General features: G+C 68.4%; 12 protein-coding genes and 1 tRNA gene. 10 read left to right on the forward strand and 3 right to left on the reverse strand.

From position 1 onward, the window contains the following. Nucleotides 1-8: 8 nt before the first annotated feature. Complete coding sequence (locus tag ASE48_RS21210; RefSeq protein WP_156409308.1) at nucleotides 9-2,678, reverse strand: Ig-like domain-containing protein; 2,670 nt, start codon at nucleotides 2,676-2,678, stop codon at nucleotides 9-11. A gap of 486 nt (nucleotides 2,679-3,164) precedes the next feature. Between ASE48_RS21210 and ASE48_RS21215 the strand changes: the two genes are divergently transcribed. From ASE48_RS21215 to ASE48_RS21230, 4 genes are all read left to right on the forward strand, one after another. Further along, nucleotides 3,165-4,124, forward strand: coding sequence for a GGDEF domain-containing protein (locus tag ASE48_RS21215; RefSeq protein WP_235571413.1), 960 nt, complete (start codon nucleotides 3,165-3,167; stop codon nucleotides 4,122-4,124). Nucleotides 4,125-4,132: 8 nt separating this feature from the next. Then, entirely contained in the window at nucleotides 4,133-5,794 is a 1,662-nt protein-coding gene (locus ASE48_RS21220) for an SLC13 family permease (protein ID WP_057169128.1), read from the forward strand. Then, entirely contained in the window at nucleotides 5,794-6,450 is a 657-nt protein-coding gene (locus ASE48_RS21225) for a GNAT family N-acetyltransferase (RefSeq protein ID WP_057169129.1), read from the forward strand. Before ASE48_RS21220 ends, ASE48_RS21225 begins: the two co-directional genes overlap by 1 nt. Nucleotides 6,451-6,514: 64 nt before the next feature. Next, nucleotides 6,515-8,737 carry an MMPL family transporter gene (locus ASE48_RS21230; RefSeq protein ID WP_235571414.1) on the forward strand — a complete coding sequence of 741 codons (2,223 nt, stop codon included), beginning with the start codon at nucleotides 6,515-6,517 and terminating at the stop codon, nucleotides 8,735-8,737. Here ASE48_RS21230 and ASE48_RS21235 read toward each other — a convergent pair. Next, on the reverse strand, nucleotides 8,734-9,573 hold the full coding sequence (locus ASE48_RS21235) for a PE-PPE domain-containing protein (protein WP_057169130.1): 840 nt from the start codon (nucleotides 9,571-9,573) through the stop codon (nucleotides 8,734-8,736). The two genes, ASE48_RS21230 and ASE48_RS21235, sit on opposite strands and share 4 nt — an antisense overlap. A gap of 357 nt (nucleotides 9,574-9,930) precedes the next feature. Between ASE48_RS21235 and ASE48_RS21240 the strand changes: the two genes are divergently transcribed. From ASE48_RS21240 to ASE48_RS21260, 5 genes are all read left to right on the forward strand, one after another. Continuing rightward, nucleotides 9,931-10,203, forward strand: a complete 273-nt coding sequence (locus tag ASE48_RS21240) for a hypothetical protein (RefSeq protein ID WP_057169131.1) — start codon at nucleotides 9,931-9,933, stop codon at nucleotides 10,201-10,203. 84 nt (nucleotides 10,204-10,287) lie between these two features. Next, on the forward strand, nucleotides 10,288-11,988 hold the full coding sequence (gene oxc, locus ASE48_RS21245; RefSeq protein WP_057169132.1) for an oxalyl-CoA decarboxylase: 1,701 nt from the start codon (nucleotides 10,288-10,290) through the stop codon (nucleotides 11,986-11,988). Beyond that, entirely contained in the window at nucleotides 11,985-13,472 is a 1,488-nt protein-coding gene (locus ASE48_RS21250; RefSeq protein ID WP_057169133.1) for an AMP-binding protein, read from the forward strand. The genes oxc and ASE48_RS21250 overlap by 4 nt, the downstream gene beginning before the upstream one ends. Nucleotides 13,473-13,545: 73 nt before the next feature. Next, nucleotides 13,546-13,863, forward strand: coding sequence for a hypothetical protein (locus ASE48_RS21255; RefSeq protein ID WP_057169134.1), 318 nt, complete (start codon nucleotides 13,546-13,548; stop codon nucleotides 13,861-13,863). A 74-nt stretch (nucleotides 13,864-13,937) separates the two neighbouring features. Beyond that, complete coding sequence (locus tag ASE48_RS21260) at nucleotides 13,938-14,390, forward strand: hypothetical protein (protein ID WP_156409309.1); 453 nt, start codon at nucleotides 13,938-13,940, stop codon at nucleotides 14,388-14,390. Between the two features lie 156 nt (nucleotides 14,391-14,546). Here the strand turns inward: ASE48_RS21260 and ASE48_RS21265 are convergent. Continuing rightward, nucleotides 14,547-14,629 (reverse strand) — tRNA-Leu (locus tag ASE48_RS21265). A 216-nt stretch (nucleotides 14,630-14,845) separates the two neighbouring features. Here ASE48_RS21265 and ASE48_RS21270 point away from each other — a divergent pair. Further along, the gene (locus ASE48_RS21270) at nucleotides 14,846-16,258 is read left to right on the forward strand and encodes an FhaA domain-containing protein (RefSeq protein WP_057169136.1); all 1,413 of its coding nucleotides are present in this window, start codon (nucleotides 14,846-14,848) and stop codon (nucleotides 16,256-16,258) included. Nucleotides 16,259-16,295 lie beyond the last annotated feature (37 nt).

The following is a 16,295-nucleotide window of genomic DNA, read 5'->3' on the forward strand; positions in this document are numbered from 1 at the left end:
CGGATCTGTCAGAGCCTCGGGCTTATCGGCACGGTGATGATGGCGAAGTTGCTGCTGTAGCCGTTGGAGACGGTCACCGTGAAGATATCGGAGAGGGGGTCGCCGACCAGATCCGCTAAGGCCGATGCTCTGCGGGCCGCAGTCGTCGGCAGGTAAGTGAAGGAACCGTTCGAGTTCATCACCACGGTGCCACTGACCGCGCCCGTGGTGACGGAGTACGTCAGCGGGAGGCCGGACGGATCGGTCGCGGAGACCGAGCTGGTCACCAACCCGTTACCGGTGTTGATCGTGTGCGAGCCCTTCGACGGGGCGCTCGGCGGTGCCGGGTTCGGCGCGATCGGCACGGTGATGGTCGCAATGCTGCTCGTCCCCGCGGCATTCCGAGCCACCACCGTGAAGACATCGGGTGTGGTCACCCCGGCCGAGGCCAGCGTCCGCGCCGCCGCCGACGGCGTGTAGGTGTACGCGCCGGTGGCTCCGTTGAAGTTCAGGGTGCCCGCGATGGTCGAGGTGATGATCTCGTAGGTGACGCCCTGACCGATCGGGTCGGTGGCCGACACACTGCCCGTGACCAGACCACTTCCCGCATTGGTGGTCTGCGACCCGCCGACCGGCGTGCCCGGCTTGCCGTTTGCCGCCGTGATCGGCACGGTGATGATGGTCGGCATGCTGGTGAGGACGCCGTTGCTGGCGACCACCGTGAACACATCGGAGACCGGGCCGATGCCGGCACCGGCCAGCGCCATCGCCAGCGCGGACGGCTGATAGGTGTACCCACCGGTCTGGCTGTTGAAGGTCAGCGTGCCGCCCAGCGTCGAGGTGATCACGTTGTAGGTCAGCGGTTGACCCGCCGGATCCGTGGACCCCACACTGCCGGTCACCAAACCCGTTGCCGGACTGGTGGATTGTGAGACAGTGGTCGGTGCGCTCGGCGTCGCATCGACCGCCGTGATGGGCACCGTGATGATGGCAGGCAGGCTGGTGAGGACGCCGTTGCTGGCGACCACCGTGAACACATCGGACACCGGCCCGATGCCCAGACCGGCCAAGGCCATGGCCAGCGCCGAGGGCTGATAGGTGTAGGCGCCGGTGTTGCTGTTGAGCGTCAGCGTGCCGCCCAACGTCGACGTGAGCACGTCGTAGGACAGCGTCTGCCCGGCCGGATCATTCGATCCGAGCTGGCCGGTCACCAAACCGGTGGCCGGGTTTGTGCTCTGGGACACCGAGACCGGGGTTCCCGGGGTCGCGTTGCCCGCGGTGATCGGCACCGTGATGATCCCCGGCAGACTCGTCAGCGAGCCGTTCTTGGCGACCACCGTGAACACGTCGGAGACCGGCCCGATCCCCAGGCCGGCCAGCGCCATCGCCAGGGCCGACGGCTGATAGGTGTATTCGCCGGTCGCGGTGTTGAAGGTCAGCTGGCCGCCCAGCGTGGAGGTCAGCACCTGGTAGGTCAAGGTGTGCCCGGCAGGCCCGGTCGAACCGACCTGACCCGTCACCAAACCTGTTGTGGTGTTGGTGCTCTGCGACACGGTCGCCGGAATGCCCGGGGTGCCGGCGGTCGTCGCACCGATCGGCACCGTGACCAGTGCGTAGTTGGACGCAATGCCATTGGAGACAGTGACGGTGAAGATATCGCTGAGGGGCGCGATGATGGCGGCCAGTCGCGCCGCTTCCGACGGGGTGTAACTGAACGCGCCGTTGGCGCCCAGCGTGACCTCACCGAGCAGGGGATCGATGGCCACCGTGTAGGTCAGCGCCAGGCCGGACGGATTGTTGGCGCTCAGGAATCCGGTGACCGTGCCGGTTTCCGGGTCCGGCTCGGTGGGCGTGGCGGTGACACCGGTCGGCGGCGCGATGCCCCACTCGGTCTGCAGTTGCCGGAACCAGGTCCATGCCGCGGCAAGGCCCACATCCAGTTGCGGCAGCGGGGAATTGGTGTTGACCCCGAACAGGTTCAGGATTCCGCCGACGAACTTCAGGACCGGAACGGCGATCGCCTTCGGGACCGGCGCCGGGTCGGCCGCGGCAGCTGCGTTGGAGGAGATCTGGTTGGCGCCGGCCAGGGACGTCGTCGACGATGTCGACGCGTAGGTGGTGACACTCGGCGAGGAAGCCACCTCCGGCGTGGTGGAGGTGGCGCCCGCCTGCGGTGCGCCCGGATCCTGGAGAGAGTCCTCGGTGGCGGCGACACTGACCTCGGGCGTCTTGGCGATCTCACTGGCGGCTGTGGCCGCCGAAAGCCGGTTCTGCAGAACGGACTTCGCGCCGCGGACGTGCGTGCCCCGGGTGTTCTTCTTGGTGGTGTCGGCTTCTTCCGGGTCCGGGAGGCCGACGTCGATGCCGGTGTCGTCCTCGGTCGACTCTTCGGGCTCGTTTGTGGTCTGCGGCCCGGTGGTGGACGAATCGTTCGGCGAGGAGCTGTCGTTCTCCGAAGAGCTCTGACCGGTCGGCGTGGACGACTGGCTGCTCGTCGACGTCGAACCGGTGGCACCGTCATCGGCGTAGGCGACCCCGGTGCCGCTGGCCAGGGCAGCGCCCAGGCCGAGGGTCACCGCGCTCGCACCCAGCCAGGCGTACGGTTCCGGGCGCGTGCTCTTGGCGCGGTGGCTGCCGCGACGTCCGCTGCCTGACCGATTCGTCTTGGCGCCCTTCGGCAACCGGTGCCCACCTGCCATCGATGTTTCCCCACTTCATTTCGTTGCCGGTATGGCCCACGCCGTGACGGACATCACAGCGAACAGAATATTAACGCGTACGTTAGTGGGAATCTGCAATTCTGTCAGTTTTTGCCACATGTGTCGCACGATCGGCGTACACGTGTTCGGACCGCAGATTTGGAGGGACACCGCCGTTGCTATCGCGGAGCCGGGAAAGAATACGGGTTCTCGGAAGCTGACTCGCCGGCGGTCGGACCACAGGTGTCGGACCGTCGGTCGAAGTTTGCCAGATCTCCTGGGCGCGGCCCAACACCGAGTACCGGACCGCCAGCGCTTGCGCGGAATTCGCTGGCTGCCGCCCGCCGACGCGCCGGTAGCGGGACGCCGTCAACCTGACAGGCGTTGGACGCCCGTCCATTCGACGCTCTCACCCATCCCGTACCGCAATTCGGTAGGAATGTGCACAATGGTTTGCTGATCAACGCGGGTGGGGACGGGGTGGGTGTGCCGGTTCTGAATACGGTGCTGCGTCGCCAGATGCTGCTCATCTACCTGACGACCGGGCTGGTGCTCTACGTCCTGGCCATCGCGACCGCGTTCGGCCGGCCAGATGCGTGGGGCGAATGGATCTCGGTGGCACTGAGTGTGGTCGGGCTGCTGGCCGCCCTGCCGCGGCAGCTGTGCGGTTGGCGCTACACGGTGGCCCTGGTGTGCGCGTGTATCGCACCCCTGGCCGCGGTGCTGGGCCATCAAGAGCCGGCCGCGCAGGTATGGGCGTTGGTCCCGTTGATCCTCATCGCCGTCTTCGTGCGCAGCTGGCACCGGCCCACGACCGCGCGGGTGGTCGGCGCCCTGCTCGCCGCCGGGGTCAGCGTGGGTATGTGGATCGCCCCGGCACCCGTCCCATGGTTGTGGTACCTGCTGTTCCCGGTGTGCATCCTGGGTGCCGCCGAGCTGCTGGGATTACTGCACGCGGCCCTGATGGAGGCGGCCCTGCGTGACCCGCTGACCGCCGTGTGGAATCGTGCCGGGCTGAACCGGGAACTCGACGACCTGCTGCCGCGCGCACGGCGGCGCGGGGAATCGCTGGCCGTCATCGTGCTGGACATCGACGATTTCAAATCCGTGAACGACCGCGACGGGCACGCCGCCGGAGACAGCGTGCTCATGCAGCTGACCCGGCGCTGGACCCGGCAGCTACCCGCGTCCGCTCTCGTCGGACGGCTCGGTGGTGATGAGTTCGTGGCCATCGTCTCCGGGTACGACGAGAGTCAGGCTCGCGCGCTGGCCGACACCCTCCGCGGGGACGGCCCGGTACACGTCAGCACCGGCATCGCGGTCGGACCCGCCTACGAGCCGGGCTCGTTCGCCAAGATGCTCACCGAGGCGGACCGGGATCTGTACCGGCTGAAGAACGTCCGCAAGAGCAGCCCGCCCGCCGACGAGGCGCCGGCAGGGCGATAATCCCCGGCATGGAGATAGTCGCGGCGATCATCGTCGTCGCCACCCTCACCGCCATGACCACCGGAGCGGTGCCCGCCGTGCTCGCGTTGATCTGCGCGCTGGTGGCGGCGGGCCTCGCCGGTATCGCCACGCCGGCCGAGTTGTTCGCCGGGTTGAGCAATGGCGGTGTCATCACCATCGCGGCGATGCTGGTGATCGCCAAGGGCGTGCTGCACACCGGCGTCATCTCCCGCGTGATGTACCGGCTGCTGGCCGGGGTGGCCACGCCGCGGCAGGCGCTGGGCCGGCTGATCCCGCCCACCGGCGTTGTGTCCGCGCTCATCAACACGACACCGCTGGTGGCCATGCTGATCCCCGCGGCCAGGGAACTGCAGCAACAGTCCGGGGTGCCGGCGCGTTCGGTGTTGCTGCCCATCGCGCACGCAACCACGCTCGCCGGTTCGGCCACCTTGATCGGCACCAGTTCCAACCTGCTGATCGCCGGACTGGCCGCTCCCGCCGGGGTCGAGGTGTCGATGTTCTCCTTCGCACCGGTCGCGGTTCCGGTCGCCATCGTCGGCTGGGTGGTGCTGTTGATCACCGGCCCGCTGATGCTGCGCGGGCGATCCGAGACCGGCGGTGACACCGCGTCCTGGCGCGCCGAGATCCCGATCTCGGCCAATGCCAATGCGGTTGGACGCAGCGCGGCGAACCTCGGCATCCACACCACCCCCGTCTTCGAATTGCTCGAGGTGCTGCGCCGGGGGCGGCCGGTCGATACGGGCAGCGTTCTGCAGGCCGACGATGTACTGGTTTACCGCGCCACCGAAGCGGGTGTGCGCATGCTGTGGGCCAGCCCGCGGTTCGGCCTGTCACCGCAGGACCTGTACATGGTGTCCATCGCCACCAATGAACAATCCTCGGTACGCGTACTCGAGGAGAACGAGGACATCACCGTCGTCGCGGCCGAAGGCGATGAGCGGCTCCGGGACATCCCCGCCACGCCCGGGGAGATGTGCCTGGTGACCGCCGCCTCCCCGGACGTCCTGACCGGCCATCCCTCGATCGGGTTGTGGCAGAAGGTCGCCGGTAAGGCCCCGCAGACCGGTAAGACCTGGGTGGCGCTCGCCATCCTGGTGGCCGTCATCGTCGCCGGTTCGCTGGGCTTGGCGGCCATCGAACTCGTCGCGGTCACCGGGGCGGCGCTGATGGTCGTCACCCGGGTGCTGACACCGCGGTCGGCGGTGCGGGCCCTGGACTGGAACATCCTCGCGATCATCGCCGGTTCGGTAGGGCTGGGCACCATTGTGGTGAACAGTGGCCTGGGCGAACGGATCTCGGACGCGGTGCTCACGCTCTCGGCCGGCAACACCGCCCTGGTGGTGTTGGTGATCGCCATCGGCACCACCTTGTTGACCAACCTCGTCACCAACTCGGCGGCTGCGGCCATCCTCACACCCGTCGCCATCGCGGTCGCGGGCAGCAGCGGCCTGGACCCCGTGCTGCTGTTGACCATCATCGGGACCTGCATCTCGTTCACCTTCCTCAACCCGTTCAGCCACCAGTCCAATCTCATGGTGATGAAGCCGGGCGGCTATTCCACGCGCACCTTCTTCCGCTTCGGGGTCCCGCTGACGGTGGTCTCGCTGGGTACGGTATTCCTGGTCGGGTGGGGGCTACTGTCGACGTGATGACCCACGCGGGAGCGCAATTCGCGTTGCGGATCGCGGTGGACGGTGCCGAATTGGCGGCTCCCTCGGATGCCCAACTCGCCGAGCTCGCCCGCCATGCCGCGACACCGGGGGCGGTGCTGCCCACCGACCAGACGCATTTCGTGAAGTGGATCGACGGGCGGACGCCGCAGCAGATCGAACGTCAGCGCATCGCCCGTGTGCAATCCAATCGCGATCTCACCAGCCGACCGGGCTGGACACTGGATTTGGCGGTTCTGGTCGACGGCGTACCGGTCGGCCTGCAGAGCGTGTCGGGTTTCGAGCAGTGGCCACAGCGCCGGGTCGTCGGCACCACCTCCTGGCTGACGGCGCCGTTCCAGGGCCGCGGGTTGGGCACCCGGGCGCGGGCCGCCGTGCTCGAGCTCGCGTTCGCCCACCTGGACGCCGAGGCAGCGAAATCCTGGGCGCTCGAGGAGAACACCGCCAGCACCACGGTCTCCACCACCCTCGGCTATCGATTCGTCGACAGTCATGTCCTGGCGGAGGACGGTCGCGAGCTCATCGAGCACGTCTACGAGCTGCGGCGCGAGGACTGGCTGGGTTCAGCCGCGCGCAGGCGGATTGCCCCGGTGATCACCGGGGCCGACGCCCTCGTCCGGCAGTTGGCTGTCTGAGTTCGTCGCTGTACCCGACATCACGTGTCAAACCGCCGTCGATGGGCATACATAGCGTGACCAGTTGTCTTGTCTCGAGTACCCGGGGGTTGTGGTGTCCCGTTATCTGTATGCGCTCGGCAGATTCAGTTTCCACCGTCGCTGGTTGGTGCTGGGCGTATGGCTGGCGGTCCTGCTGGGCATGGCGGCGGCCTTCATCGGCCTACGGGGCCAGCCCTCGGACAACTTCTCGATTCCCGGCACCGAATCGCAGCGCGCGGTCGAGCAGCTTCAGCAGAACCTGCCCGCCTTCTCCGGTGCGCAGACTCAGCTGACCATTGCCGCGCCGGAGAACCGTGCGGTCACCGACCCCGCCTTCGCCCCCGCGATCGACCGGGCCGTTGCCAACCTCACCGCCATCCCGGATATCGCCGCGGCCGCCGGACCCGCTCAGACCCGCCAGATCGCTCCCGACGGCAGGGTCGGGTTGGGCACGGTGCAGTGGAAGGCGCCGATCGGCGAGGTGAGCGACGATGCTCTGACCGAGCTGGAGACGGCGATGAAACCGGTGCAGGACGCCGGGCTCCGCGTCGAATACTCCGGCAGTGTCTACCCGGGCTACAAGGTGGAACCCCCGATGATCGCCGAGATCATCGGGATCGTGGTCGCGTTCCTCATCCTGCTGGTCACCTTCGGCGCCGTGGTGGCCGCCGGGCTGCCGATCGTCACCGCCGGCATCGGCGTCGGCATCGGCCTTTTCGGCATCTTCGTGGTGGCGGCGTTCGTCGAGATCCCGTCGGCCACCCAATCGCTGGCCCTGATGCTCGGGCTGTCCTGCGGTATCGACTACGCGCTGTTCATCCTCAACCGCTACCGCAACAATCTGCTGTTGCTGATGCCCCGCGACGAGGCGGCGGCACTGGCCGTCGGCACCGCCGGTGGATCCGTGGTGTTCGCCGCACTGACGGTGATCATCGCGTTGTGCGGCCTCGCGGTGGTCGGCATCCCGTTCCTCACCTACATGGGGGTGGCCGCGGCGGTATCGGTGTTCATCGCCATGCTGATCTCCCTGACCCTGCTCCCGGCCATGTGCGGGTTCGCCGGCGGCAAGGTCGCGAAGTTCATCGACACCCCGCTGCAGCCCGGCCGTGCCAAGCAGGTCGCCCAAGTCGCCGCCTACACCCCACAGCGCACGATGGGCGCCGCCTGGGCCCGCTTCGTGGTGCGCTTCCGCACGCCACTGCTGCTCGGCGGGACCGCGGCCCTGGTGATCATCGGACTACCCGCCCTCGGCATGCATCTCGGGCTGCCCAGCGGCGCGTCTCAACCCGAATCCAACACCTCACGCCAGGCCTACGACCTGACCTCCGAGCATCTCGGCGCCGGCTTCAACGGGCCCCTGCTCGTGGTGGCCGATGTCTCCAAGGCCACCGATCCGGGTGCGGTGGCCACCATCGCCGCCAATATCGGCCGCGAAGACGGCGTGGTGGCCGCGGCGCCGGCCGGCGGCGACAATCGTACGGCCGTCATCCAGGTGATCCCGGAGACCGGGCCCAACGACCTCGCCACCGCCGATCTCGTCCGGCAGATCCGTGCCGACCGCACGGCCATCGAAGCCGGCACCGGCGCAACCATTCTCGTCGGCGGCAACACCGCTTCCAACATCGACACTTCCGACAAACTCGCCGCGGCACTGCCGATCTTCGTAGTGGTCGTGGTCGGGCTGGCGTTCATCCTGCTGACCGTCGCGTTCCGCGCCGCCCTGGTGCCGCTGACCTCGATCGTCGGGTTCCTGCTGTCGGTGTTCGCCGCCCTCGGTGTGCAGGTGGCGGTCTTCCAGTGGGGCTGGGGCGCAGGCCTTCTGGGTGTCACACCGGGCGAGACGATCAGCTTCCTGCCAATCATCCTGCTGGCCATCATCTTCGGCCTGTCCAGCGACTACGAGGTGTTCGTCGTCTCCCGGATCAAAGAGGAACTCGGCAACACCACCGACGCGCTCGAGGCCGTGCGCAACGGTGTCGGTCTGTCGGCACGGGTGGTGACGGCGGCCGCACTCATCATGTTCGGTGTCTTCATCGCCTTCCTCGCCGGCAATGACCCGATCATCAAATCCATCGGCCTCAGCCTGGCCGTCGGCGTCTTCCTCGATGCGTTCGTCGTGCGGCTCACCTTGATCCCGGCCATCATGAGCATCCTCGGCGACAAAATGTGGGCGCACTCCAAGTGGTTCGACAAGTACGTGCCCGATCTGGATATCGAGGGCACATCGCTGGAAGCGGCCCGCAAGAGTCCGGTCGAGGTCCGCTAAGGCGCCGCCGGAATCGGCAGCGTGCCCATCGGCCGGGTGTATGCGGCTTCGACGATGGGACGCAACCGGGCGTCATCCCCCACTTTCTGACTGTTGGATGTCCACTGCTGGGTGACCATCGGCAGGAAATAGGTGGCCGGGGCCCCCAAGATGTAGGTGGCGTTGCCCTCGACGAAGGTCTTGTTGGCGGGGTCGTTGAGACCGATGTTGCTGTAGTCGTTGTGGACCGGTTTGAGCTCGCCCTTGCCGCCCACCAGGCTGGCGGCGCCACGGTTCTTCTTCGCGTCCGCGTTGTTCAGGTCATTCGGGCAGTCCGCGAAGTAGTCGTATTGGCGGGCGATCACTTTGACGGTGTACGGGGTGTCATCGGGGAAGCCGTTCCCGCCGTAGGCGGCCACGCAACCGCTCCCCGGGACGTTGGCGCAGCCGTTGTACTTGCTCTCCAGATCACCGGTCATCACGAATGTCACTGTGGCGGGGTCGATATCGCTGGTGGGCCCGTACCGGCGCAACCAGGCGTCGGCGACCTGGGCGCCCTGGCTGTGCCCGGCCACGATCTTGGGCCCCGGGGTCGAATGCAGCATCTCGTTGAGCTTGTCGGCGCCCTTGTTGGTGTTGGTGGCGCCGGGAAAGTTGTTGTACGGCACTTTGAGCACCTCATTGGGTGCGGCGAACAGCTCCCCGCGCAGCCAGTCGGAGTCCAGCGGTCCGAAAGCCGGCGCCAACGTGAGGACCGTGGCTCCACTCGCGCCCGGGGCGGCCGTCGCCGGCACCGGGGCCACCATGGCCGCGCTCATCCCGAACAGCAACGCGATGGTCGCGCGCAGAATCTTCATCAAAGTTCTCCCCTTGCCGAGACGGCATCCCTGGATCGATCCCCCGCCACGATGGTGCGCGGCGCGGCCCAGGTATCCCAAGCGTCGTGTCGTGAATAGCTAAGAGTTGGTACGGATTTGAGACCACCCGACCGTGAGCTTGGTGCGCGGATCGGGGCGGCACCGACCGGCTCGGCAAAGGCTGGTCGCAGCCCACCGGGCCGTGGACATCGCCCTTCGCACCCGCGGCCCGGGACGCCGCACAGTCGAAGATCTTGCGGGGTCAAGGATTCATGCCCGATATCCGCAATCCCCGTCCCCGCACCCCTACGACCGCGACAATTGTCACCAGGCACCGCGCCCCCTAAGGAGACTCCCATGGTCACACGCACCACCACCCTGCTGGCCGGCGCGCTGCTCAGCGCATCGGCGGCCGTCCTGCCCGTCGTATCCGCGCCGGTGGCCGGTGCCGATGTCTGTGCCGGGGCCGATGGCCGGCACTTCGCCGCCGGCGGGTGTACCAACATCGTCGGCGATGTCGCCGTCGGTGCCGCCATCGCGTCAGCGCACGTACCCTACGTTCCGGGAGAAATCCCCTGCTACACGGTCGAAGGCGTGCCCTACTACACCCCGCCCGGCGATCCCTGCTAGCGCGCCGAGGTAGGGCTAGCCCCCACTGCTCATTCCCGGTCAGCCGGATATCGCCGAGGGTGTCCCCGGACGCAGACTTTCCCCATGAACGGGACGGCGCGTACCGACGGCTTCCATCTCCTGGTGGCCGCGTTGCAGCGCAATCACGTCGACACCCTTTACGGCGTCGTCGGCATCCCGATCACCGACCTGGCACGACTGGCCCAGGCATCGGGCATCCGGTACGTGGGCTTTCGGCATGAGTCCGCCGCGGGTCATGCCGCAGGCGCTGCCGGCTTTCTCACCCAGAAACCCGGTGTGCTGCTGACCGTCTCCGGCCCCGGTTTCCTCAACGGCATGGTGGCGCTGGCTAATGCGACGGTGAACTGCTTCCCGATGATCCACATCGCCGGGTCCAGCGACCGGGCGATCGTGGATCTGCAGCGCGGGGACTACGAGGAACTCGACCAGCTGGCCGCGGCGCGTCAGTTCGCGAAAGCCGCCTTCCGGATCAACCGCGCCGAGGACATCGGCCGCGGCGTGGCCCGGGCCATCCGGGTCGCCGTGTCCGGTCGCCCAGGCGGGGTCTATCTGGACATCCCCGGCTCGGTGCTGAGCGAGGTGGTCGACGCCGGCACCGGACGGCGATCGCTGTGGGAGGTCGTCGACCCGGCTCCGGCGCAACGGCCTGCCGACAGCAGCGTAGCGGCCGCCGTGGACCTACTGGCCTCGGCGCGCCGGCCGCTCATCGTGCTCGGCAAAGGCGCCGCCTACGCGCGGGTGGAGGAGTCCGTCGGCGCGTTCGTCGAGCAGACCGGCATCCCGTTCCTGCCGATGTCGATGGCCAAGGGCCTGCTGCCCGATGCTCATCCGGCGTCGGTCGCGGCGGCCCGCTCGCTGGCGCTGGCCGAGGCCGACGTGGTGCTGCTGGCCGGCGCGCGACTGAACTGGCTGCTGGGTCACGGCGAGGCACCGCAATGGTCGCCCGATGCCCAGTTCATTCAGATCGACATCGACCCAACGGAATTCGACAGCAACCAGCCGATCACCGTGCCGTTGGCCGGCGACCTGGGCTCGGTGCTGGACGCGCTGGCGCGCGGCGCGGCGCAGCGTGACGTGCGCTGCCCGCCGCAGTGGCGGGACCGGCTGGCCGAACGCCGGCGCACCAACGACGCGAAGATGGCCGCCCGGCTGGCCGAGGATCCGCATCCGCTGCGCTTCCACAACGCCTTCGGCGCGATCCGTGAGGTCCTCGCAGAACGGCCAGATGTCTATCTGGTCAACGAGGGCGCCAACACCCTCGACGTCGGGCGCAACGTGCTGGACATGCAGCTGCCGCGGCACCGACTGGACAGCGGCACCTGGGGTGTGATGGGCGTCGGGCTGGGTTACGCGATTGCCGCCGCGGTCGAGACCGGTCAGCCGGTCGTCGCGGTGGAGGGCGACAGCGCCTTCGGATTCAGCGGGATGGAGATCGAGACCATCTGCCGCTACCAACTTCCGGTCTGCGTGGTGGTGCTCAACAACGGCGGCGTCTACCGCGGCGACGGCAATGACCCGGCGAGCACCGATCCCGCCCCGACGGTGCTGGCACCGCGCGCGCATCACGAACACCTCATCACCGCGTTCGGCGGCGTCGGCCAGCACGTCCGCACGGCCGACGAACTGCGGGCCGCACTGACCGAGGCGCTGGCCTCGGGCCGGCCGACGCTCATCGACTGCGAACTCGACGTCACGGCCGGTACCGAGTCCGGCCATCTGACGAACCTCAATCCCCGAACGGATCTCGCGGAGGCAAACCGATGACGAACACGAATGCTCCGTCCTGGCGGCTGGGCGACATCCTGCGCACCGCCGACCCGTCGCGCACCGCGCTGATCAGCGGCTCTGGATACCGGCACCACAGCTACGCCGAATTATCCTATGCCGCAGACCAACTGGCCACACAGCTGATGAGTGCAGGGTTGTCCCGGGGCGATGTGATGGTGCTGCAGGCCGCCAACGGCCCGCAGTTCGTGGTCGCGCTCATCGCGGCCGCCCGCGCCGGCGTGGTGGTGGCACCGATGGACCCCACGGTGCCCGGAGCCGACAAACGCCGGCGGGTGGAAGCGCTGGGAGCACGGGTGGTGGTGACCGACCGGTTGCGCACCTGGGACTTCGACACCGACTGCCCGGACTGGCTGCTGATCCCCGATCAGGCCGGCCTGCCGACCATGCTCGATGCTGCCGCACCTCCCCGTGCCGCGTCCGGGCCGGCAGGGTTGAGCGGCGACGACGCGCTCATCATGATGACCTCGGGCAGCACCGGCGCACCCAAACTCGTGCCGTGGACCCACCACAACCTGGCGTGCTCGATCACGGCGATCGTCAACGGGTACCGGCTCACCGAGACCGACGCCACGGTGGCGGTGATGCCGTTGTTCCATGGGCACGGTCTGGTCGCGGCACTACTGGCGACGCTGGCCAGTGGCGGGACGCTGCTGTTGCCGGCCAGTGGACGGTTCAGCGCGCACACCTTCTGGGATGACATCGCGGCCGCGAAGGCGACCTGGTACACCGCCGTGCCCACCATCCACCGCATCCTGCTCAGTCGCGCCACCCCGGGAGCCACCTACCCCCGGCTCCGATTCATCCGCAGTTGCAGCGCCCCGCTCAGCGCGGAGGACACCGCGGCGCTCGAGTCGACTTTCGGCACCGTCGTGCTCGCCGCGTACGGCATGACCGAAACCACCCACCAGGCCTCGACCGCAGTGGCCGGTGACGACGTCACGGTTCGCACCCACACCGTCGGGCGCCCCAGCGTGGTCACCGCCGGGTTGAGCGCGTCGGGGACCGGCGAGATCCTGCTCAACGGACCGACGGTCGTGCGTGGATATCTGGGGCCCGCAACAGAACCCGGCGCCGCGGCCTTCGCCGACGGCTGGTTCCACACCGGCGACATCGGCACCATCGACGACGGCGGCCACCTCGCCGTCACCGGGCGGATCAAGAACCTGATCAACCGCGGTGGTGAGAAGATCGCACCGGAACGCGTCGAGTCCGTGCTGCACACCCACCCGGACATCACCCGCGCCGCCGTCGTCGGGGTGCCCGACGACCTTTACGGGGAGCGGGTCGCGGCGGTGATCGTCGGCGCCGGATCACTGACCACCGTGGGTATCGCCGACTTCTGCCGCACGCGGCTCGCGCCCTACGAGATCCCCGAGGTCGTCGTGTTCGCCGCCGATATCGCCGTCACCGCCAAGGGCGATATCGATCGGTCCGCGCTGCCCGCGCAACTGCAGCACTGAAAATCTCTGTCGGGAGCATGCCCGCACCGCCATAGGCTGGTGATGACAAGTCTGGCGGTCGGGGGGAGCCACGATGGGGACCATTGATTCTGCGCTGATTCTGGCGGACGCGAACCATCCGGCCCGGGTGGTCGGTGAGGTGCTGGGGCGCCTGTTCATTCTGGCGCTGATCGTCGGGCTGATCGTCTGGGCGATCGTGAAACTGGTGAAGAAGCCGCCCCGGCCGGGCCCGCCGCAGTATCCGTACTACCCGCCACCGCAGTGGCCGCAGTGGCAGGGTCAGCAGCCGTACTGGCAGACGCAACAACAGCCGCCGCCCCCGGGAAGCCAGTGGCCCCCGCCGTACCCGCAGCAGCCTCCGCCGCCGCCGCACTGGCCGCCGCAGTACTGAAATCGCTGATCAGCGACGACGCTACGGCCGTCCTGCGATACTCCCGTCAGCGGACCCCTGCGGGAGGACACACCATGATTGTTGTTCGCGCCGTTTCCACACTTGCCGCGCTCAGCGGCGCCGCCGTCATGCTCGCCGGTCCGGCGTCCGCCGAGGAACTCTCCGGCATGTACGACCAGTACGTCCAGGGCAGCCGGCAGTTCACCGTGCTCGGCACCGAGCAGTGGCCCGACCCCGACACCGACTCGCATTGGTACCTGACCCTCTCCCCGTGCGGGGAGGGTTGCACGACGGTGACCTCCCAAACGGGCGGCTGGACGCACGAGATGCGGCTGATCGACGGGCGCTGGCAGTTCAGCCGGCCCAATCCCGCCGGGGCCACATGTGACGGCGTCCGGCAGCCGTCGACCTTCGAGTACTCCTATGATCCCGTCACCCTGACCGGCACCCTGCGCGATGCGTCCATCTGCCGTGGGCTGCGGGCCTACAGCGAGACGCCGGTGTCGCTGATCCGGACCGGCGCGTGAGCCGAACTGCAGGAATCCGTCCGTCGGCCTCGTAATCCGGCTGCGCCACAACGTCATCGGCGACCGCGCGCGCCGATTTCCACGGCGGGGTCGCAATACCCCGACCCCCGGAAAGCACACAGGGCCCCGGATAACCGAGGCCCTGCGAACATGTTGTGGGCGAAGGGGGACTTGAACCCCCACGTCCCGAAGGACACTGGCACCTGAAGCCAGCGCGTCTGCCATTCCGCCACTCGCCCGAGCGACCGCGCAACATTATCACTCCACGCCCGCCGCCCCCAAACCCATGGAACTCGATCGCCACCACCCCTTCTGACCTGGCGTGATCCGATTCTCAGAGATCTGTTGGTCACGCTTTTGCGCGATAGGCCGATAACATGCCTGTGAGCAGTGTGGCCAGAGCGACACGCGGCGCGGGGACCGACGACGGTACGACGAGGCAGAGAGGCGGTGAGATGGGTCTGGCAGACCGCATCGAGCGACGCCTCGAATCCACCGTCGGTGACGCCTTCGCCCGGGTCTTCGGCGGGTCGATCGTCCCGCAGGAGGTCGAGGCGCTGTTGCGCCGCGAAGCCGAGGCCAGATCTCGCAACGTCGGCGGCGGCCGTATTTTGGCCCCCAACGACTACGTCATTACCCTCAGTGAGGCTGATTACCAGAAGGTGAGCGCCGACCCTGACCGGACATCGACCACATTTGCCCGTCACCTGGAGGGTTTCATCCATGACCAGGGGTGGCAAACGTATGGTGATGTGGTCGTCAGGTTTGAGCCATCGCCGAGCCTGCACACCGGACAGTTCCGCGCCCGTGGAGCGGTCAACCCAGACACGACCACCCGCGAACCCGCACCAGCAGAACGAGACCGCGCGTCCACAGAACCAGGAGCACCAGCGATGACCGACAACCCGAGCTACCGAGGCCAGGGACAGGGTCGGCCCGGCGACGAACAGTACGACGACCGGTACCGCCAGCCTGAAGAGGCCCGCGAGGGCCACCCGCAGGAACAGGGCGGTTACCCGCAGGAGCAGGGTGGCTACGCGCCGCGTCCGGGCGGCTACCCCGACCAGGGTGGCTACCCGCAGGATCGGGGCGGCTACCCGGATCAGGGTTACCCGCCGCCGTCGTATGAGCAGCGTCCGCCCGCGGGCTACGGCCAGCCCGGCGGTCAGCCGCCGGCCGGATACCCCGACCAGGGTTACCGCCAGCAGCCGCCGCCGGCCGGATACGGCCAGCCGCCGGCCTCGCCGCCGCCCGGGTACGGCGATTACGACTACGGTCGCCCCCCGGCCCGCCAGGACGAGGGCTACGGCCGTCCGCCCGCACCGCAGGCCCCGGGCTATCCCGATCAGGGTGGTTACCCCGACCAGGGCGGCTATCCCGATCAGGGCGGCTACGGCGGCCAGCAGTACGGCCGCGCCGACTACGCGGCACCGCCCGCCCCGGCGGCGCCCGACTACGGCCGTTACGGCGAGCCCCCGGCCCAGGGCGGCTACCCGGACCAGGGTTACGGCGAGCCCGCCGGCTATGACTACGGCGCCCAGCCCGCAGCACCCGCTCCCTACGGCGGCGGCTACGGCGCCGCGGCGACCGTCACCCTGCAGCTCGACGACGGCAGCGGCCGCACCTACCAGCTGCGCGAAGGCGCCAATGTGATCGGCCGCGGCCAGGACGCCCAGTTCCGGCTGCCCGACACGGGCGTGTCGCGCCGCCACCTGGAGATCCGCTGGGACGGCCAGGTCGCGCTGCTTTCGGATCTGAACTCCACCAACGGCACCACGGTGAACAACGCGCCGGTCCAGGAGTGGCAGCTCGCCGACGGTGACGTGATCCGGTTGGGCCACTCCGAGATCATCGTCCGGGTCCACTGAGCGTCGATCAGCAACAGGCCTTCGGGCCTCCCAGTAT

It is taken from the genome of Mycobacterium sp. Root265 (genome assembly GCF_001428895.1).
GTDB lineage: Bacteria > Actinomycetota > Actinomycetes > Mycobacteriales > Mycobacteriaceae > Mycobacterium.